This window comes from Trichococcus pasteurii (assembly GCF_900112935.1).
GTDB classification, from domain to species: Bacteria; Bacillota; Bacilli; order Lactobacillales; family Aerococcaceae; genus Trichococcus; species Trichococcus pasteurii.
Genome location: NZ_FONM01000014.1, coordinates 1 through 19,885, shown reverse-complemented (window position 1 = coordinate 19,885; position 19,885 = coordinate 1). Strand labels below are relative to the sequence as shown.

Annotated in this window: 23 protein-coding genes; 16 read left to right on the top strand and 7 right to left on the bottom strand. The window is 47.3% G+C overall.

Annotation, left to right across the window (positions count from 1 at the left end):
- The first annotated feature begins 60 nt into the window (after window positions 1–60).
- The 9 genes from tmk (at window position 61) to BM184_RS11110 (ending at window position 6,487) form a co-directional block, all read left to right on the top strand.
- Entirely contained in the window at window positions 61–702 is a 642-nt protein-coding gene (gene tmk / locus BM184_RS11150) for a dTMP kinase (RefSeq protein WP_086943069.1), read from the top strand.
- Between the two features lie 65 nt (window positions 703–767).
- Window positions 768–1,097 (top strand): cyclic-di-AMP receptor, encoded by a 330-nt coding sequence (locus BM184_RS11145; protein WP_086943070.1) that lies wholly within the window; start codon window positions 768–770, stop codon window positions 1,095–1,097.
- 14 nt (window positions 1,098–1,111) lie between these two features.
- Window positions 1,112–2,101, top strand: a complete 990-nt coding sequence (gene holB, locus BM184_RS11140; RefSeq protein WP_177208635.1) for a DNA polymerase III subunit delta' — start codon at window positions 1,112–1,114, stop codon at window positions 2,099–2,101.
- Window positions 2,102–2,126: 25 nt separating this feature from the next.
- Window positions 2,127–2,921, top strand: coding sequence for a PSP1 domain-containing protein (locus tag BM184_RS11135; protein WP_086943072.1), 795 nt, complete (start codon window positions 2,127–2,129; stop codon window positions 2,919–2,921).
- Window positions 2,922–2,979: 58 nt separating this feature from the next.
- Window positions 2,980–3,330 (top strand): DNA replication initiation control protein YabA, encoded by a 351-nt coding sequence (locus tag BM184_RS11130; protein ID WP_068562380.1) that lies wholly within the window; start codon window positions 2,980–2,982, stop codon window positions 3,328–3,330.
- Between the two features lie 167 nt (window positions 3,331–3,497).
- Complete coding sequence (locus tag BM184_RS11125; RefSeq protein WP_086943073.1) at window positions 3,498–4,250, top strand: tRNA1(Val) (adenine(37)-N6)-methyltransferase; 753 nt, start codon at window positions 3,498–3,500, stop codon at window positions 4,248–4,250.
- Window positions 4,237–4,527 (top strand): GIY-YIG nuclease family protein, encoded by a 291-nt coding sequence (locus tag BM184_RS11120; RefSeq protein ID WP_086943074.1) that lies wholly within the window; start codon window positions 4,237–4,239, stop codon window positions 4,525–4,527. Before BM184_RS11125 ends, BM184_RS11120 begins: the two co-directional genes overlap by 14 nt.
- Before the next feature lie 48 nt (window positions 4,528–4,575).
- The gene (gene rsmI / locus BM184_RS11115) at window positions 4,576–5,448 is read left to right on the top strand and encodes a 16S rRNA (cytidine(1402)-2'-O)-methyltransferase (protein WP_086943075.1); all 873 of its coding nucleotides are present in this window, start codon (window positions 4,576–4,578) and stop codon (window positions 5,446–5,448) included.
- A gap of 16 nt (window positions 5,449–5,464) precedes the next feature.
- Window positions 5,465–6,487: a YdcF family protein gene (locus BM184_RS11110; protein WP_086943076.1), complete on the top strand. Its 1,023-nt coding sequence runs from the start codon at window positions 5,465–5,467 to the stop codon at window positions 6,485–6,487.
- A 299-nt stretch (window positions 6,488–6,786) separates the two neighbouring features.
- Here BM184_RS11110 and BM184_RS11105 read toward each other — a convergent pair whose 3' ends face one another.
- Window positions 6,787–7,677: a Cof-type HAD-IIB family hydrolase gene (locus BM184_RS11105; protein WP_086943077.1), complete on the bottom strand. Its 891-nt coding sequence runs from the start codon at window positions 7,675–7,677 to the stop codon at window positions 6,787–6,789.
- Entirely contained in the window at window positions 7,677–8,552 is an 876-nt protein-coding gene (locus BM184_RS11100) for a MurR/RpiR family transcriptional regulator (protein WP_086943078.1), read from the bottom strand. The genes BM184_RS11105 and BM184_RS11100 overlap by 1 nt, the downstream gene beginning before the upstream one ends.
- Before the next feature lie 169 nt (window positions 8,553–8,721).
- On the opposite strand from BM184_RS11100, the gene BM184_RS11095 reads away from it, so the two are divergent.
- From BM184_RS11095 to BM184_RS11065, 7 genes are all read left to right on the top strand, one after another.
- Complete coding sequence (locus tag BM184_RS11095; RefSeq protein WP_086943079.1) at window positions 8,722–9,726, top strand: D-isomer specific 2-hydroxyacid dehydrogenase family protein; 1,005 nt, start codon at window positions 8,722–8,724, stop codon at window positions 9,724–9,726.
- A gap of 15 nt (window positions 9,727–9,741) precedes the next feature.
- Window positions 9,742–10,845: an iron-containing alcohol dehydrogenase family protein gene (locus tag BM184_RS11090; protein WP_086943080.1), complete on the top strand. Its 1,104-nt coding sequence runs from the start codon at window positions 9,742–9,744 to the stop codon at window positions 10,843–10,845.
- A gap of 3 nt (window positions 10,846–10,848) precedes the next feature.
- Complete coding sequence (locus BM184_RS11085; RefSeq protein ID WP_086943081.1) at window positions 10,849–11,673, top strand: PTS mannose/fructose/sorbose/N-acetylgalactosamine transporter subunit IIC; 825 nt, start codon at window positions 10,849–10,851, stop codon at window positions 11,671–11,673.
- 34 nt (window positions 11,674–11,707) lie between these two features.
- On the top strand, window positions 11,708–12,574 hold the full coding sequence (locus BM184_RS11080) for a PTS system mannose/fructose/sorbose family transporter subunit IID (protein ID WP_177208643.1): 867 nt from the start codon (window positions 11,708–11,710) through the stop codon (window positions 12,572–12,574).
- Between the two features lie 30 nt (window positions 12,575–12,604).
- A complete protein-coding gene (locus BM184_RS11075) occupies window positions 12,605–13,108 on the top strand; it encodes a PTS system mannose/fructose/N-acetylgalactosamine-transporter subunit IIB (protein ID WP_086943083.1) in 504 nt (167 codons plus the stop codon).
- Between the two features lie 89 nt (window positions 13,109–13,197).
- Complete coding sequence (locus BM184_RS11070) at window positions 13,198–14,079, top strand: hypothetical protein (RefSeq protein WP_086943084.1); 882 nt, start codon at window positions 13,198–13,200, stop codon at window positions 14,077–14,079.
- 36 nt (window positions 14,080–14,115) lie between these two features.
- Complete coding sequence (locus BM184_RS11065; protein ID WP_086943085.1) at window positions 14,116–14,562, top strand: PTS sugar transporter subunit IIA; 447 nt, start codon at window positions 14,116–14,118, stop codon at window positions 14,560–14,562.
- Between the two features lie 128 nt (window positions 14,563–14,690).
- On the opposite strand, the gene mscL is transcribed toward BM184_RS11065, so the two are convergent.
- The 5 genes from mscL to BM184_RS11040 all read right to left on the bottom strand — a co-directional run bounded on the left by mscL (window position 14,691) and on the right by BM184_RS11040 (window position 19,641).
- Window positions 14,691–15,086 carry a large conductance mechanosensitive channel protein MscL gene (gene mscL, locus BM184_RS11060; RefSeq protein WP_086943086.1) on the bottom strand — a complete coding sequence of 132 codons (396 nt, stop codon included), beginning with the start codon at window positions 15,084–15,086 and terminating at the stop codon, window positions 14,691–14,693.
- A gap of 90 nt (window positions 15,087–15,176) precedes the next feature.
- A complete protein-coding gene (locus BM184_RS11055; RefSeq protein ID WP_086943087.1) occupies window positions 15,177–16,304 on the bottom strand; it encodes an NAD(P)/FAD-dependent oxidoreductase in 1,128 nt (375 codons plus the stop codon).
- 103 nt (window positions 16,305–16,407) lie between these two features.
- Complete coding sequence (locus tag BM184_RS11050; RefSeq protein ID WP_086943088.1) at window positions 16,408–17,658, bottom strand: glutamate-5-semialdehyde dehydrogenase; 1,251 nt, start codon at window positions 17,656–17,658, stop codon at window positions 16,408–16,410.
- Window positions 17,659–17,671: 13 nt separating this feature from the next.
- On the bottom strand, window positions 17,672–18,478 hold the full coding sequence (gene proB / locus BM184_RS11045; RefSeq protein ID WP_375152988.1) for a glutamate 5-kinase: 807 nt from the start codon (window positions 18,476–18,478) through the stop codon (window positions 17,672–17,674).
- 317 nt (window positions 18,479–18,795) lie between these two features.
- Window positions 18,796–19,641, bottom strand: a complete 846-nt coding sequence (locus BM184_RS11040; RefSeq protein WP_086943090.1) for a Cof-type HAD-IIB family hydrolase — start codon at window positions 19,639–19,641, stop codon at window positions 18,796–18,798.
- Window positions 19,642–19,885: the final 244 nt, after the last annotated feature.

Genomic DNA, 19,885 nt, shown 5'->3' with positions numbered 1-19,885 from the left:
GTATAAAAAAACTTTCATTTAGCGTATAATGGAAGTATTAGAATCGTAGGAGTGTGCAAAGTGAGAGGGATTTTCATCACAATCGAAGGGCCGGATGGCTCAGGCAAGACAACCGCGTTGCAGCAAGTAGTGCCGCGTCTGCAGCAAGAGATGAACCGTAAAGTGGTAGCGACGAGAGAACCGGGTGGAAGCCCGATCGCGGAAAAGATCCGCTCGTTGATACTGGATCCTTTGCATACGGATATGGATTCTAGGACAGAGGCTTTATTGTATGCGGCAAGCCGCCGCCAGCACCTGATCGAAAAGGTGTTGCCCGTTTTGGAAAGTGGAGACGTCATTTTTTGTGATCGTTTTGTAGATAGTTCAATCGCTTATCAAGGCTACGCAAGAGGTATCGGTGAAGAGGGTATCCGTGAAATAAACGAATTCGCGACAGAAGGTATCGAGCCGGATGTGACGTTGTATATCGATGTCCCGGCGGAAGTGGGCATTCAAAGGATCCATGCGAATCTGGACGAACGGGAATATAATCGTTTGGACCAGGAAAAGCTCGCTTTCCATGAAAAGGTCCGAGCAGGCTATCAGCAATTGGCGAAGGCTAATCCGGAACGGATAGTGGTCGTCGATGGGACGATGAGCCGTGAAGCTGTAGCGGAAGCGTGCTATCATATCATCAAAAACAGGTACCCAAGCTATTTTTAGAGCAAGATCATTTTTCAAGCATCACTGATCAGCCTTTTCAACATACAGAAAGTGGGGGATTCACAATGAAATTAGTTGTGGCTATAATTCAAGATAAAGACAGTGCTATCCTGTCCGATGAGTTGGTGGAAGCGAACGTCCGCGCTACGAAATTGCCTTCTACAGGCGGATTTTTACGCGCCGGCAATACCACCTTCATGATCGGTGTGGAAGACGAACGGGTCGATGAAGTATTGCAGATCATCAAAACCAACTGCGAAGCGCGCGAGCAATTCGTGGCGACTCCAGTAAGCATGGATGTGCCGTTGGACAACGCAATCGCCTATCCGATGGAAGTGCATGTGGGCGGAGCGACCGTGTTTGTTTTACCGGTAGATAGTTTTCACAGATTCTGATGACGAAGGAAAGGATGGATGGTGTGACACAGCTTTTGATGAGGCAACAACCGGAACTGCTCGAAAGGTTCCAACGGACGATTCAGGAAAAACGGCTGGTCCATGCCTACTTGTTTGAAGGGGCACGGGGAACCGGCAAAGAAGAATTGGCGCGTTGGATAGCTCAGACGCTCTTTTGCGAGGAGTTGCAGGATGGGCAGGCTTGCGGACACTGCAATCATTGCCTTCGGATTGCGGCAGGCGGATTTCCCGATGTGGCGGAAATCAGTCCGGATGGCAACACCATCAAAGTCAATCAAGTCCGTGAACTGAAGGCGGAACTTTCCAAAAGCGGGATGGAAGGCAGCCGCAAGGTTTATCTGATTTATGATGCCGAAAAAATGACGGTCAGCGCTTCGAACAGTCTGCTTACATTTTTGGAAGAGCCGCAGAACGACACGTACCTGATTCTGATGACCACGGCAAAGGAGAACATCCTGCCGACCATCCGCTCGCGGTGCCAAATCGTCCATTTCCAGGTCGTCAATAAGCAAGCGTTGGGAGAAACCTTGGAGGCGCAAGGGATTCAGCATGAAAATGCGGCGTTGTTGGCGGCCATCACCAATAACCAAGAAGAGGCCCTGTTGTTGAACCAAGAGGAAAGATTCCACGAATCCAAGAAGCGGACGTGGGCTTGGTTCCAACTGATGACCGATAAAAATCCCCAAGCATTTGTGTTTGTGCAGACCGACTTGATGGACGGGCTGAAGGACAAAAATGATGGGTACTTTTTTTTGGACTTGCTATTATTCTATTACCGTGATTTACTGTATACCAAGTACAGCAATAAGCAAGCTATCGTCAACAAAAATCACGGAAAAGAGTACGAGCGCATTGCAGAAAAACTGCATCCTCAGGAAATCACCCGGCATATGGAAAATATCCTCAATGGAAAGAAACATCTGGAAGCAAATGTTCAGCTCCAAGGGGTACTGGAAGAAATCGCGCTCGGGAATAGCCTATAGATAAAGCTTCTGGAGGAGAAAGAAAATGAAAAACGTAATTGGTGTTCGTTTTATGCCTGTCGGGCCCATCTCTTATTATGAAGCAGGCCAGACAAAGTACAAAATGGACGAAAAATTGATCATAAATAATGGGAATGCTGTCGATATTGGCCAAGTCGTCATTGTCGATAAACAATGCAACAATGATGAAGGCGGCATCCTTTCGCATAAACATATCATCCGCGTCGCGACCGAAAAGGATCTCGAGCAGGATGAAAAAAATCGCGCAGAGGCGAAAGAAGCATTTGCCGTGTGCAAGACGAAAATGAAGCAGCTGAAATTGGAGATGAAGCTGATCAAAGCGGAATACACTTTTGATCGCAGCCGTTTGACTTTCCATTTCAGTTCGGAAGGCCGGATCGACTTCCGGGAATTGGTCCGCGAGTTGGCAGCTGTTTTCCGCACGAGGATCGAATTGCATCAGATCGGCGTCCGCGATGAGGCCAAGATTCTTGGAGGAATCGGCCCTTGCGGAAGGACACTCTGCTGTTCGACCTTCTTGGGTGATTTTGTGCCTGTTTCGATCAAGATGGCGAAGGACCAAGGTTTGTCCTTAAATCCTACCAAAATATCCGGTTTGTGCGGCCGCTTGATGTGCTGCCTGAATTATGAGAACGACACGTATGTTTCGCTCAGAAAGGCGATGCCTGATTATGGGCAGGAAGTAATGACGCCCGAGGGCAAGGGGAAAGTTGTGGAATTGAATGTGCTCAGTCAAGTCGTCAAAGTGCGTCTGTTCGAGCACAACAAGACGGTTGAGTTTGCCAGTTCAGAATTATAGAATGTTAGATCTGCACGACAAGATTGAAAAATAAGTATGGAAAATGCGAGTGGATAAAATGGATAAACGTGCCTTGTATGACCAATTCCATCGGGTGGAAAGCCGTATTTCGTCGATGGGAGCAGATGTTAAAGAGATTCAAGAGAAGATGGATGACCTGATAGAAGAGAACGCAAATCTTCAAATCGAGAACCAGCATCTGCGCGATCGGATTGATTTCCTTACGAAGGAAAAAGAAGATGCGCAGAAGCAAGAGCCAGAAATGTCGAAGTCCCGTCTGAACTTACAGAAGCTGTACGAGGACGGTTTTCATGTCTGCAATGTTTATTATGGTTCCCGTCGACTTAATGATGAGCCCTGTGTTTTCTGTATCGATGTCATCTACGGCGAAAGAGATCGGAAAAACTGAGAAGTGTCCCGCAACTGCGGGTGCTGTTAACAAATGATGGATGTATGACTGGCAGAGGCGGGGACAGAAGTCCTGGCCTCTGTTTTGAGGATAAGCGTAACGGACGTGCCGGCTGACGGTTCTGTCGGTTGCTGTATGCTTGATGATATAGATAAAGGGGTATTGGAATGGATAATGTATTAAAGGAAGGCGAACGGTTGGATGTGCTGAAGAGGGAAAACATCCAGATCATCCAAAGTTCAGCCGTGTTCTCTTTTTCGCTGGATGCGGTGCTGTTGGCTGATTTCGCGGAATTGCCGCGCGTGAAGCCGGCAAAGATAGTCGATCTCTGCGCCGGAAACGGGGCTGTCTCGTTCCTGTTGACGGGGAAAACCAAGAACCCGATTGTCGGGGTGGAACTGCAGGACCGTTTGGTGGATATGGCCCGCAGGACAGTCCAACTCAATCAGTTGGAGGAGAAGGTTTCCTTCCTGCACGCTGATGTGAACGACGTGACCCGCTTCATCAAACCGGATTCCGTCGACGTCATCACCTGCAACCCGCCCTACTTCAAGCTGACCGAATCCAGTTTCACGAATGAATTGGATGCTTTTGCGATTGCGCGGCACGAAATCCATCTGACGCTGGACCAATTGATGAAACAGACGAGCCATCTGCTGAAGATGAAAGGCAAGGCCTATTTCGTCCATCGCCCGGATCGTTTGATGGAGATCCTGGAAACGATGCGGAACAACCGGATTGCGCCCAAAAAGCTGCAGTTCATCTACCCGAAACAGAATAAGGAAGCGAACATGATCCTGATCGAAGGCATCAAGGACGGCAAGGAAGATGGTTTCCGTGTGTTGCCGCCGCTCGTTGTGTACAATGAAGAAGGGGAATACAGCCAGAAGGTAAGGGATGTCCTCTATGGCGAGCAGTGAGCACTACTTTTATGTGCTGCATTGCAAAGATGATTCTTTTTATGCCGGCTACACGACGGACACGCTTCGGCGCGAACAGGAGCACAATAAAGGCATCGGCAGCAAATATACCAAGGCACGCCGCCCTGTCCGAATGATTTACAATGAAGTATTCGGCTCCAGAGCGGAAGCGACCAAAGCAGAGGCGGCATTCAAGAAGCTGAGCCGCAAACAGAAAGAGAATTTTTTGATGGTGCGCGGGATCAGCGTATTCAGCTCTGAACCGGACGGGATTTAGCGGATTGCCAGAGCCAACAAAACGAATCGAAATCAGAGGAGAACAAGGATGCAACTGCAAAAAAGTTATGAACAACACGAGAGCGGCACGCTTTATTTAGTGCCGACACCGATCGGCAATCTGGAGGATATGACCTTCCGTGCCATAAAGATACTGCGTGAAGTGGATCTGATTGCGGCTGAGGACACGCGCAATACGCGGAAACTGTTGACGCATTTCGAAGTGGATACGCCCCAGATCAGCTTTCACGAACACAACACGCAGGAGCGCATTCCGCAATTGGTGGATAAGCTCCTCGGCGGGCAATCCATCGCCCAAGTAAGCGATGCGGGGATGCCTTCCATCAGCGATCCGGGCCACGATTTGGTGCGCGCCTGCATCAACGCAAACGTGCCGGTTGTGCCGTTACCGGGCGCCAATGCCGGTGTGACCGCATTGATCGCTTCCGGATTGGCGCCGCAGCCATTCTACTTTTTCGGCTTTTTGGAGCGCAAGAAGAAGGATCAAGTGGCGCAGTTGGAGTCGTTGAAGAACAGGGAAGAAACGATGATTTTCTATGAGTCGCCTTACCGGCTGAAGGAGCTGCTCAAAAATATCGCAACCGTGATGGGTGAAGGGCGCCAAGTCGTCATTTGCCGCGAATTGACGAAACGCTTTGAGGAGTTCATCCGGGGTTCGGCGGAAGAATTGGCTGCTTGGGCCGAAGAAACGGAAATCAGAGGGGAAATCTGCCTGATGATAGCCGGCAATGATAACCCGGAAATGCCTGTTGAACAGACATTTGATGACCTCAGCGTCACCGAATTGGTGGAAAAGCTGATGTCGGAACAGGGTCTTTCTTCCAAAGATGCGATCAAAGAGACTGCAAAAATCAGGGATATGAAGAAACAGGAAGTGTATCAAGCTTTCCACGGCTTCTAAACAGGAGGGATGACCGTTGCTATTCTATTTATTGAGCGCATTTTCGTTTGGCGGGGGTCTGAAGCTCCGATCGATGGGGAGAAACAGGCAATTCCAAAGCTACTTGCTGGTTGCGGCGCTGCTTTTCCTTTTCGTGGGAATGCTGCAGGGCAACGACTCGCCCCAGGTGGCGTGGATCCGTTACGCGGTGATGCTTTTCCGTGTTTTGTTCGGCTTGATTTCACCGTTTGCTTTCCTGTTTTTTGGTTTGGCGCTTGTCTTCAATGGGGTGCTATTGCTTAAAAAAGAGGGCTGGGCTAAACGGTTCGGCCTGCTGGTCGCGGTGGGCGCCTTCATTTTATTGATGGACCTGTTGTTCCTGCTGAATTATTTTGTGTTCCATCATTACCTGATCTGGCGCTTCATGCGCTTGATGGGCTACTTCATCATCTATTTCGGTGTGGTGCTGATCTTGTTTTTTATCGCGATCGCTTTTTACGGACTCATTCCGGTTGCACTCGATAAAGATTTCGTCATTGTCCTGGGAGCGGGCTTGCTGCCGGGCGGGGGCATCAGCCCGCTGTTGCAGAGACGTTTGGACAGAGCAATCCGGTTTTTCCGGCATCAGACCGATCGTACGCAGAAGCGGCCCTGCCGTCTGATTGTGAGTGGAGGGCAAGGGATAGACGAACCTTTTTCCGAAGCCTATGCCATGAAACGTTATCTGATCGAGAAAGGCATCCCAGAAGAACTGATCCTTGAGGAAGACAAGTCCGTCAACACGTACCAGAATTTTCTGTACTCCAAGAGCATTATGGACGCTTATAAAGAAAGCTACAAATGCCTCTTCATCACGAACAACTTCCATGCGGTCCGCAGCAGTCTCTACGCCCACCGTGTGGGATTGGAAACGGACGGCTTGGGTGCCTGGACACCGCTTTATTTTTTGCCTTATGCTTTTCTGCGCGAATTCATCGCACTCATCTTTCTGCAGATCAAAGGGCATACGCTGTTGCTGGCGGGCGTGCTGGTGTTTGGATTGTGGAGGATCTATTTCTGACAGGAAAAATTTATTTTTTTTACGAATGCATCGGTCCACCGGGGTAATGCGCAAAAAAGGGTCTGTATTAAAGCCAGAAATTCCTATTCTGGTTTTGATACGGACCCTTTTTGTATGGGGGTTGGGTTTTTGCTCTGAGATTCCCCGCCAAAACTCATTTGGCGGGGAAAAACATCCGCGGACAACATGAGAGTCCCCGTCAAAACCCTTTTGGCGGGGAATTCCGCCACGAACTCGAACGCCCAACCGCAAAGACGGGGCTGCCTCATCTGTTGGCAGCCCCGCTTTTCTTTATTCGTTTATAGCAGTCCTTCTGATACCAATTGATTCAAGCCATGATAGACGCCTTCTTCATCGTTGGAAGGCGTTGTATAGGTTGCCGCGCCCTTGGCTTTGGGCAACGCGTTAGCCATTGCGAAGGAATAGGGTCTGCCGGAAAGCATGGAGATGTCATTTTCGCTGTCGCCAAAAACGGCCACTTCTTCGTTGGAGATGCCAAGTTTTTCCAGTAAGATATCCAAGGCCTTGCCTTTGCTGATGCCTTTTTTGGTGATCTCAAGTTTCCTTTCATCGGAGAAGACCAATTCATAGTCGTCATGCAGACCTAAATGAGGCAATGATTGCGTCACAGCCTCCATAAAATGCGGGTCTTGGCTGATGGAAATTTTGTTGCAGGAAGCTGGCGCTTCCTTCAGATCAAGGATCAGTTTTTGTTCCGGATAGCCGTCGCGCATATCGCACAGCCAACCGTACATGCCGCTAGCCCAAGGATAATCATCAGGCAGTCTCATTTCGCCGCGGATCTTCTTCTTTAAGGCATACAGCGAATCCGGCAAATAGGTATACAGGCCAGCATCCTGGGAGAACTGGATCTCAACGTTGAATTTACGGAATATGGATGTGACTTTTTGGATGTCTTCTGAATCCATTATCCCCAATCTTTCCCTGGTTTGAGAGTTGAAATCATAAATGGAGCTGCCGTTCACATCAATCAAATAGCCTTGATGGGAATCCATCTTCAGTTTCAGGGCATCCGGCATCAAGCGCAAGTAACTTCTCCCGCTTGCCAACACCAAGGTGATGCCTTTTTGCTGGAGCGACAGGAGCAATTCCTGGGTTTTGGGGCTGATGTCATGGTCAGCCGTCAACAAGGTGCCGTCCATGTCACAGACGATTGCTTTAATTGGCATTATCTATCCACCTCTATTTTTGTTGTCGAAAGGATTTCGCGTATGGTATCGATTGATTCTATGTTTGTATGCTCATCATGATAGAGATACGACAAGTAGATGATGTCCACTACTGTGATATAAAGTAATCTGGCTGAAAGTGCCTCGGACTGAAAAATGGATTCTTCCGTTTCGACTACGATGCTGACATCACTCAATCGGTTCAAAGCACCTGGAGGATTCCCTGTCAGACAGATGATCTTGGCTTTATTATGGGCAGCTACTTCCGCTATCTTGATTGTTTCTGCCGTCTTTCCTGAGTGCGAGAAAAGGAAGACGCAATCATTTTCCGTTAATTTGGAAGTGTGCATCAGCTGCATATGATAATCCGAAACATAGTTTACGGGTAGGGCGGTTCTCAAGAACTTGTGGTAGGCGTCGAGCGCAATGACCGCGGAGGAACCAAGGCCAAAAAAGTGAAGCGCTTTCGAATTCACGATAATATCAAGAGCTTGTTGCAGAGCTTCCCCGGATAGTTTGCTCATCAGGCTTTGCAACATAATTTGTGAGGATTGAATGACTTTTTTAGAAATATCGCTCGGCGTGTCCGAAGCGGTAATGTCGGTAAATACGGCTAACTGGTGCGTGCGTTCTTCAGACATACGGTAGTTTGATGCGACGCTGATTTTGAAATCCTGGAAACCTTTGAAGCCTATTCTTTTCACGAATTTAAAAATCGTTGATTCTGAAAAATCTGTTTCTTCGGCTAAATTGGACAACGTTTTGTTCACTAAGTCCATACCCAAGCTCACGAAATAATCGGCAATCTTCAATTCAGTGGCTGAAAAAGTCTCGTAGTGCGGTTTCAGAATCATTTGGATATAATTTTTTGACATATATGAGCACCTCCTTAGGGATAGTATAGCATATTCGCGATTAGTAATAAATATTTTTTATTTTAGCTTTACAAAGTAAAAAATATTTATTATAATCAGAATATAAATTACGAAAACGATTACAAAAATTTGGCGGACATATGTTGTACAAGCGGAGGGGTAAAGAAAAATGACTCAAGAAAATAAGATAGCCATCGTCAATTCAAGCAGTTTTGGGAAGATGTTTGACACGCATGTGGAAAGACTGGAAAAAATCGGACAGGTTGATCGTTTTGATTTTGATAGTTCTATTGAAGGAAAGCAACTAGCTGAATCCTTAATAGGGTATAATATTATTATCGCGAGTGTAACACCATTTTTCACTAGCGAGTTTTTTGAACATAAGGATGAACTGAAGTTGATCACACGTCATGGAATCGGGTACAACAATATAGACCTGAAAGCTGCCAAGGCACATGGTACGATTGTCGCGATTGTCCCACCTCTGATTGAGCGCGACGCAGTTGCAGAAAATAATGTTACAAATTTACTTGCATTGATGCGACGCACAACTGAGTCGGCCCAGGAAGTCAAAAATGATGGCTGGGAAAATCGAGCGCGGTTTATTGGAAACGGTTTATGCGGGAAAACGGTAGGTGTCATTGGTGTTGGCAATATCGGCAGCCGAGCCGTCGAAATCCTGCATTATGGATTCAGGTGTGAAGTGTTGGGGGTCGATCCGAACAAGACCGCGTTGGAAATCGAGATTTTCGGCGGCAAGAAAGTCGAATTGGATGAACTTCTGGAGCGGGCCGAGGTCATTTGCCTCTGCGCAAGCCTGAATGAAACGAACTATCATCTGATTTCCAAAGAAGCCATTGCGAAAATGAAGGACGGTGTCTACATATCCAACACAGCTCGTGGGGCGCTTGTGGATGAAGAGGCAATCATCGAAGCGATCCAAACCGGGAAACTGCGCGGATATGCAACAGATGTACTGGAAGTTGAACCAGGACACAGTGACCATCCTTTCCTGGAGTATCCGAATATCATTGTGACCCCGCACACATCCGCGTACACAATGGAGTGCCTGGAAGGAATGGGAGACAAATGTGTTTCTGACTGTGAAGCGATAGTGGAAGGGAGGATGCCTCGACGGGTCGTGCAACCAGTAAGTCCTTATATTACAGCATGAGGGAGGTGTATAAAGTTGGATACAGTTGTAAATGTAAAAGTTGGCCCGCAATTTTATAAGTATGGGCAAGGCGCGATGGAAATGATCCCTGACATACTGAACGAATACGGTGCGAAACGCGTGTTGCTTGTTCATGGCACGATTTCGTGGGAGAAAGCAAGGCCGTATTTGGAATTTCTGGATGAGGACTTCGCAATCGAGTATGAGAAATATAACGGTGAGTGCAGCTATAATGAAGCAAATCGATTGGCCAAACTAGTCGAAGATGGCAACTTTGACTTTATCATCGGCGTCGGCGGAGGAAAATTGTGTGATCTGGTGTACTACGTCGGCTCATTAACGAAAAAACCTTTCGGTGTCGTTCCGACGCTGGCCAGTAATTGTGCACCTTGGGCTCCCTTATCCGTTATGTACAAAGATAATGGACTCGCTGAAGGCAAAACGGAGCATTACAAAAGACAGGCAGCATTTCTGATCACTGATCCAACGCTTGTCATCGATGCGCCAATAAAATTCTTTATCGCAGGAATCGCGGATACTTTAGCCAAGTGGTATGAATCCGATATGATATTGGAGCAGCCGCAGTTTGAAGCGAATAATTTCTTGATGCTTGCGCGGCATTCGGCGCGGATCTGCAAGGATGTCCTCGCTGAAGACGGTCTAAAAGCTATCGAAGACATGCGCAACGGAAATGTATCCACGGAGTTTATCAAGGTGTCGGAAGTCATATTCGGGGTTGCCGGATTGGTTGGGGGATTTGGCGACAAATATGCCCGCAATACTGCAGCTCATGCCATTCATGATGCGATTTCAGCGTACCTGCCGGGTGTCCACAACTACTTGCATGGTGAAAAAGTGGCATACGGCATTTTCTATCAGTTGGCTCTGGAAGGCAAATGGCAAGTGATTGACGAGTTGATCCCGATGTATGAAGCTTTAAGTTTACCGAAATCATTAACCGAAATGGGCGAGTATCCTTTACCGGAAGAGGAACTCAACAACATAGTCGAACTGGTCAACAAAAAGCAAAAAGTGCATTTGTTGCCGATGACGATCAATGAAGCAGTCTTGAAAAAAGCAATAATAGATTTAGAAAAATACATAAATACGGAGGTATAGGCAATGGAAAATATTACCGCAATGCAAAGTATGTTAATTGCACTTTGGGTAGGGGCAGTCATGTCACGTGCATTTTTAGGTGGAGCGACATTAACGTTACGTTTTTCTCCTTTGATGACGGGTTTGATCGCAGGTATTGTAATGGGAGACGTTCAACAAGCAATGATTATCACAGCAGCGATTCAGCTGATTTACATGGGGGTTTTCTCTCCAGGGGGAACGATGCCTTCTGAACCATCAATCGCAGCAGCGATCGCGGTGCCGGTTGCTTTGATGGGCAACCTGCAGCCTGAAGCAGCGATAGCTGTAGCTGTACCGGTTGGTTTATTGGGTGCTTATCTGTACCAATTCAGATTCTTCATCAACACGTTTTTGGGTAAATACACCGATAAAGCCGTAGAAGACTTGAATGACGGTGCAATCGTAAGATCGATCATCCTTTATCCGACAATCGCTTCTTTCTTGTTATTTGTACCGTTAGTGTTCATTGCTTTGTACTTCGGAGCGCCAGTTATCGCTGATGTCATCACTGCGCTTGAAGGTACGGTTGTGTTCCATATTCTTACAGTTGTCGGTGGCGGTCTAGCGGCTATCGGTATTGCAACAACGATTTATGTTATCGGCCGTAAAGACTACATGGTTTTCTTCTTGCTGGCTTACTTGATGAGTGTCGTTTTATCTTCCTTATCAATCACAATGGTAACCTATGCCATCATCGGCGCTCTGATTGCAGCCATTTTCGTACTGGCTAAAGGACAGGGTGCAAAAGCAGCTCCTGCTTCCGCTGGCAGTGCATCTCTTGATGATGACGATGACGACGATTTCTAAAAAGCATGCAAATTGAAAGGAAGATGAAAAAATGATGAACGCTAATCTAGATGCTAAAGAAACAAACATGTTAGCTCCAGAAGAAATAACCGCTAAAGATGTAACGAAAACCTATTTACGCTGGCACTTTGCAAACGAAATCCCTCACTCATTCGAACGTTATTTAGCGCCTTCGCTCCTTTATGCGATGATGCCGATTCTGCGCAAACTGTACAAAGATGAGGATCAATTAAGAGCCGCCTACAAACGCCAATTGCTGTTCTTCAATACGCAACTGTCATGGGGTGGCGGAGTCATCACAGGTCTGATGTCTTCGATGGAACAAGAACGCGCCAAAGAGGTTGTGAACGACGAAGAAGTTACCATGACCGATGATCTGATGTATAATACTAAAGCAGGTTTGATGGGAGCTTTGGCAGGGATCGGTGATTCGATCGACTCAGGAACTGTACAATACATTTTTATCGCTATCGCTGTTCCTTGGGCACAAATGGGTAGCCCGATCGGCGCCTTGTTCCCATTCATCGCTTTTGCTCTTTACCAAGCATTATTAGGTGTATTCTTTGCAAGAAGCGCATTCAAGACAGGTAAAAATGCAACAGGGGTAATGCACAGTGCTGGAATCCAGACTGTTATCGAAATGTTGTCTATCCTGGGTATGTTTATGATGGGGATTTTAGCCGGAAACTATGTTAAAGTTTCATCAAGCCTAGAATTTGAGATTTCAGGTCGTCCGTTCATCATGCAGGAAATGTTGGATAAGATCATGCCTGGTATGTTGCCGCTGGCTGTTGTTCTGGGTGTGTACTTCTTCTACATCAAAAAAGGTCTGAAGGTAACGCGTGCATTAGTAGGGTTGACGCTGATTTTGATTGTTCTGGCCGGTATAGGCATTCTGTAAAAGGTCATTTAAGAAAGGGAAGTGTGAAAAATGGGAGTTGTAAATTTAGCGCGTGTAGATGAGAGACTGATCCATGGTCAAGTTATGTTGACGTTGTCTCAACGAGATGGAGTAAATTCGATCTTCGTAGTGGATGATGTTGTTGCCAAAGATAAATTCATGAAGGATTTGTACAAGAGTGCGGGCAGCCGTACTGGGCAAAAAACAATTGTCATGACTGAAGAAAAGTGCAAATTCTATTGGGATGAGTTCAAATTTAAAGAGTACAGCGCTATCCTGATCACGAAAACAGTGACCGGAATTTATAATCTGGTTAAACATGGTGTTCCGATCAAGGATCTGAATATCGGCGGAATCGCTAAAAAAGGCGATGACGATATTTTGGTCACAAAATCAGTTTATCTGAACAAAGCGGATGCATTGAAATTGAAAGAATTAAATGAAGACTATGGCGTTGAGAACATCTATTTCCAAGCGACACCATCATCTTCAAGCTCCAGTTTAGTGGATGTATTAAAGCAATTCGGTTTATAAAATAAATCCTGGCGGGAAAGCAGTTATTACACAATAACTGCTTTTCTCAATCGGGAAAACAGTGACCAAAATGACAGGTGGCAAATACTATGCAGCAAAATGAAAAATTTAAAGATTGGCTATTTCGATATCAGTCTTTTTATCGTGTGCGTCGTACTGATAAAAGCAAACAGCGGTTTCTATCGGCGTTGGTGGCGGATATTTCTGACATGCGAAAAGATGTGCAGGTGATCGAGTACAATCGTCACAAAAAATATGCTTCAAGGAACATTTACGTTGGCGATATCGAAAAAGCGGATCGGATCATTTGCACGTATTATGACACGCCAATCCAACATTTTGGTCCTTATGTTTTGTTTGATCGGGAGGCACAGGAAAAACGAACAACCAGTTTCATCATAGTCAGTTCGGTCCTGTTGATCATGGCAGGTATTGCCGGAACGCTCCTTTACACGCAGTACGCTTCGGATGCATTTGATGTGCTGTCACTCCGTAACTTGCTTACCGCGCTTGCCTATGGTATCTATTTTTACTTGCTGGGTAAGGTCACCAAGGGATTGCCTAAGCGAAGAACATTGATTCGAAATACTTCGTCCGTCCTTGCTATGTTGGTAATGATAAGTGAGGCAAAGGGAGAGAAAACAGCTTTCGCTTTTGTGGATGAAGGCATTTTTGGGGAAAGTGGTCTGGAAGCAATGCTTACGCCTCAAAATAAGAAAGCGAAGATTTTCTTTTTGGATTGCGTAGGTGCAGATGCGCCGCTGCATGTTATCGGGAATGATGTTTCTAAGGCGAAATTGTCGGAATTAAGTATTGATCATCAGTCGTCAGACGAAAGAATCACTTATATCTTCAGTGCAAAAACTTCGGAGAAAGAAAAAAAGACGAGCTTTTACCTGGATAGAGCGGATTTGGATCGAAAAACACTAAATATGGAAAATATAGAGAAAGTTATGGAATTGTGCAGATAGGCATTGGGCCTTTTCCGTAACGAAGGAGGATTATCAATGTTAGGGATTGTCATTGCAACACATGGTACGTTAAGCGATGGGCTTAAAAATTCAGCAGAAGTGATCTTTGGGCCGACCAATAATATCACAACGGCGAACTTGAACTTGGGAGACGATGTGCAGGCATTAGGCGAAAAAATCAAAGAATCCATCCATGAAGTCAACCAAGGTGACGGGGTAATCGTATTGGTGGATCTGGTGAGCGCCAGCCCGTACAACCAATCGGTACTTGTGACGAATAGTCTGGAGAAACCGCTACAAGATTCCGTTTACATCATTGGCGGGGTAAACCTTCCGATGCTGTTGGAAGGGATCAACCATCAATTGATCGGGACGCCTGTGGAAGAAGCTGCCGAAGCTGTGATCGCTCAAGGGAAGAGCAGCATCAGTGATTGGCATGTATCCATGATTGCAGACGATGATGAAGAGGACGATACGTTTTAAGAAGAAAATGGACCCTATAGAATGGACACTGAAAAAGTGCCCTCTATAGGGTTCATTTTTGTATGCTTTTAAGTGGAATCTAAAAACCTGCCCCCCCGTATATTACAGGGAGCAGGTTTTGTTGAGTGCTATTCAGCTTTTTTGTTCTGATTCACCATCAAATCACGGATCTCTTTCAGGTAAAGTTCAACAACCGGTACTTCAGCCTCGACTTCCACTGGTTCTTCAGCAGGCATTTTGCTTTTCAGTTTGTTGACTGCTTTGATCATCAGGAAGAGGACAAGTGCGATCAACAGGAAGTTCATCACAGCTTGCAGGAAATTACCATACGTGAAGTCTGCCTGTCCGATTTTGAATGAAAGGCCGGTCAAGTCTGCGTTGCCGGTCAAGGCTACGATGATCGGTGTGATGATGTCTTTAACTAATGAATTGACGATTGCTGTAAATGCACCCCCGATAACAACCCCGACTGCAAGATCAAGCACGTTCCCACGCATGATGAATGTTTTAAATTCTTTCCACATATTTTTCCCCTCCGTTTAACATAATTATATTCCAAGTCCATTGAGATAGCAAAAAATACAAGCATCAGCGGATAATATTTCTATTTTTTTCTAGCGACCGACCAGTTTGACGTAGGTGGCGATCGGATAATCCTCGGTTGGTAAGCTGCTTTCTTTGCCTTGCGCCAATTCGGCCAACAAATAGCCGATCAGCGGGCCGGAAGTCAGTCCGGATGAGCCGAGCCCGCTTGCCGCGAAGCAGTTTTGCAAACCCGGTACCCTGCCGAAGAAGGGACTGAAGTCTGAAGTATACGCCCTCGTGCCGACACGGATTTCTGTGGTTACTGCATCTTTCAGTTGGGGGAGCCAAGTGTAGGCTTGTTCCAGCATCGGATCCGTGACGGAAGCATCAGGCTGCAGGTCATAGCCTTTGTCGTTCTCATGGCTTGCGCCGATGACTGTTTTCCCATGGCCGAACGGAAGCAGGTCGATTTCGCCTTGGGGCATGATGACCGGGTAGTTTTGGGGATCGTTGTCTTCGGTTTGGAGGACGACCAGTTGCCCCTTCTGGCCCCGGACATCGACCGTATACCCAAGCGGCTGGAGGATTTGGGGCAACCAGGCGCCGGCTGCCAGGATGATCGCATCGAATTTTTGCGGTCCGACCGGCATCAGGACGGCCAAGGTGCCGTCGTTATCATTGGCGAGGGAGACGGTCTCTTTATGGATGGTGCCTCCGAATTGGGTTGTCGCCTGCAGCAAGGTCTTCGTCAATTCCCGACCGTCCACGCGGGCACCACCGCCTACGTAAAGGGCTTGTTCGACGTTACTGAGCGGAGGAAAGATTTTTTTGAGTTCGGTGCCTTTGAGGATAGCGACGTTTCCGATCAGCGGCGCCTGCTCGCGGCGTTCCATTGCACGGTCATGGACCTCCTGGATATAGTCGGCAGATTGTCCCAGGATCAGGGCGCCGCAGCGTGCGTAGGCAGCCGTCTTTAAACCATCGGAAGCCAAGTCGGCCAGGAGCTTGTCATAAAAAGCCGCGCCTTCGGAGACGAGACGGTACCATTTTTTGTTGCGGCGTCTGGACAGCCAAGGACAAATGATCCCTGCTGCAGCGGCTGTTGCTTGGCCTGTTCCGCTGTCGAATACGCTGACGCTGTGGCCGGCTTTTGCCAAGTAGTAACTGGCGGTGGAACCGACGATGCCGCCGCCGATGACTGCAATCTTCTTTTTCATTGTTATAATCATTCCTTTCGCCGGTAGACGGTATTTGCTGCTGGTGGACAGAAAAAGCCGGGAACGGTGTCCCGGCTCTAAACATTTTTGATGAGGATCCCTTTTAGGATCTGATTTGGCCTTCGCCGTAGATGATGTATTTGTAGGAAGTCAATTCCTTCAATCCCATCGGTCCGCGGGCATGGAGTTTTTGCGTGCTGATGCCGATTTCTCCACCGAAGCCGAAACATCCGCCGTCCGTGAAACGGGAAGAAGCGTTGATGTAGACTGCCGCCGCATCGATATCGTTCAGGAAGTTCTGTGCTGTTTGGTAATGATCGGTGACGATCACTTCGGAATGGCCTGTGCTGTATTTTTGGATATGCGCGATGGCTTCATCATAAGAGGAAATCACTTTTACCGCCAAAATGAAATCCGAGAATTCGGCAGCGAAATCTTCTTCTGTTGCTGGAACAGCTTCAGGCAGGATGCTGCAGGTCTTCGCATCGCCGCGCAATTCCACTTTGTAAGGCGCTAAAGCCTCGGCGAAAACCGGCAGAAATGTTTCGGCGACTGCTTCGTGGACAACCAGCGTCTCGATGGAATTGCAGACGGAAGGGCGGGAACATTTCGCATTCACCAGAATGCGTGTTGCCATTTCCAATTCGGCGTCCTTATCGATGTACAAATGGCAATTCCCGACACCTGTTTCGATGACAGGCACTGTCGCGTTTTTCAATACGTTCTGGATCAGCCCGGCTCCTCCGCGGGGGATCAGACAATCCAGATAGTCATTCAGTTTCATGAATTCGCTGGCCAATTCGCGGGACGGATCAGGGATCAGCTGGAGCGTTTCCTTGGCGAAACCGGCGTTCATGAGCCCATCCTGCAATGCAGTCATGATGGCTTTATTGGACTCCAATGCCTCTTTTCCGCCGCGCAGGATGACGGCATTGCCTGATTTGAAGCAAAGGGCACTCGCGTCCGCTGTGACGTTTGGACGCGATTCATAAATGATTCCGATGACGCCAAGCGGAACACGCTGCTTGCCGATCATCAAACCATCGGCCGATTTCGTCATTTCCTCAACGTAGCCGATCGGATCAGGTAGTTGAGCGATTTCCTTGAAACTGTCCGCCATCCCTTTGATCCGTTGCGGATTCAAAGTCAAACGTTCGATCATCGGCGTCGGCAAGCCGTTAGCCTCTGCTGCTGCGATGTCATTCGCATTGGCTGTCAGGATGGCATCCTGATGCGCGTAAAGGGCAGCTTCCATGGCCAAAAGTCCCTCATTCTTTTGTTTGGTTGATGCTTTCCTCAGGCTGTTGGCTGCGGCTTTCGCGGCAATGCCCATTTCTTGCAATAAACTGTTCATCGAATATCCTCCTCTATTTGTCTTCCCTCACAAAATAGGTTCCAATTTCTTTGCCGGCCAGTATATCGAACAATACGGTCGGGTCGGTGGCTTGCGTCAATACCATCTGTTGCTTGTTCTTCAGGATGCGTTTGGCAGCTTTCAATTTTGTTGCCATTCCGCCGGTCCCGAATTTCGAACCGTTCCCGCCAGCCAAAGCCATTTCCTTTGCAGTGACGGCATGGATGGTATGGAAAAGCACGGCATCCGGATACGCCATCGGATTTTTATCATAAAAACCTGGGACGTCGGACAGCATGATCAGCAGGTCAGCGGAGATGATTTCCGCAACGGTTGCGGAAAGGCGATCGTTATCCCCAAATTTGGTCAGGTGATCCAGTTCTTCAACGGAGACGGCATCGTTTTCGTTTACGATCGGGATGATGCCCATTTTCAACAACTGCTCGAAAGCGTTGACGGCATTCCTGCGGCTTTCCGGGAACTGTACGATATCCAGGGTCATGAGTATTTGCCCGACGATCTGGTTATAGTGCGAGAAAAAGCGGGTGTAGAGGTTCATCAGCTCGGATTGCCCCACAGAAGCGACGGCTTGTTGTTCCGGGATGGTTTTCGGACGATGCGGCAGGTTCAGGCGGTTGAGCCCGACGCCGATCGCGCCGGATGACACCAAGACGATTTCCTTGCCTTGATTGCGCAGAACGGTCAAGACATAAGCAAGCCGGTCGAACGTTTGGTAGTTGACGGATCCGTCGGCCAGCATCAAAGAACTTGTGCCGATTTTGATGACGATCCTTTTGCAGTCCAATATTTTGTTGCGAATAGGTTCCATGTGCATATCCCCGTTTACGATTTGATTTTTTGCATCTATTAAAGAGTAGTTATTTATGTATTGCTGAGCCCGCATCAAGCGAGGTATTACTTCATATAGTATCACGGAATGGCGAAAAAATTAAGATATAGCAAAAAAAAGCTGCCTGAAGTTATCAGGCAGCCCTAAAGGAGTTGCTCTTTACTTTGGAGGAGTAAAGAAATTAAAAAAAGATTGTTTGTGATTGGCCTACAGTCATAGTAAATCTCAAGTATGAAGAAACTATGAAGATTATTTTATGAAATGGATAAGATTTTTTGCTGTTGCCGTCAGATGAGTCCGAAAGTACGGAATGCCTGATGCAGGCCATCTTCATCCACCGAACCTGTGACATGATCCGCGACGGCCTTCAATTCTTCCTTGGCATTCCCCATGGCGATCCCGACCGCACAATAGTCGAACATCTCCAAATCGTTCAAGCCGTCTCCGATTGCGATTGTCCGTTCTTTTGAGAGCTCCAGGTGTGTCAGCAACGCTTCGATTGCAGTCGCCTTGTGTATACCCGGAACCATCAGTTCGCCGCTTTCATCCCCAAACTGAGGCACGGTGCATTGGATCGTATCAAAGGCGTTTTCGAACTCCGCCTTGATCTGTGCGAAAGAAAGTTTGTCGCTCTGTAGGAAACAGGCTTTATTGACATCAGTCTTATACAGATCCTCTTCACCGTAGATCAAGCCCTCAATGAAAGGATGCGGCTGTTCTTCTTTGCGTCTGCGGGCATCCGGGTCGTTGTCGATATCACCATAAATGCAGCGTTCCACATGCGGCAGGAAATTCTTGCTGGCGAACAGCCCGCCGTTTGATTCCAGGTAAAAGTCAACGCCATGCTGATTGAAGAAATCCACCATCCGTCTGACTTCGATGGCGGGTACTGTCTTGTGGTACAGCATTCCGTCATTCAGCTCAACAAAGCCGCCGCCAGCACCGATGATGCCATCAAAGCCGATTTCCATGATGAAATCGTAGATTTCCGGTTTTGAACGGCCGGTGCACAAATAAATTTCGTGCCCATTCAAGCGGGCCTGTCTGCATGCGTCCGCAGCGGATGCGGGAACCCAGCCATCATCCGTCACCAAAGTACCATCAATATCCAAAAAAATAATTTTTTTATCCAATCACTACACTCGCTTTCTGCCCTTAAATGTGGCTGTCCGATATTGAAGTCTACTATATAATGGAATGAGAATTAATGCCAGCAGAAGAGACTGCTCAAAGTCTTTATTTTTGAATAGTCGGTAATCATTCAGAAATAAGTTGAAAAAACCGTTGACAGCATTCGGCTGTGATGATAGTATATAGAAGTTGTCCGCCAGAATCGGCTTTGAAATGATTTGAAAAAATTGTTGACAGACGATTTAG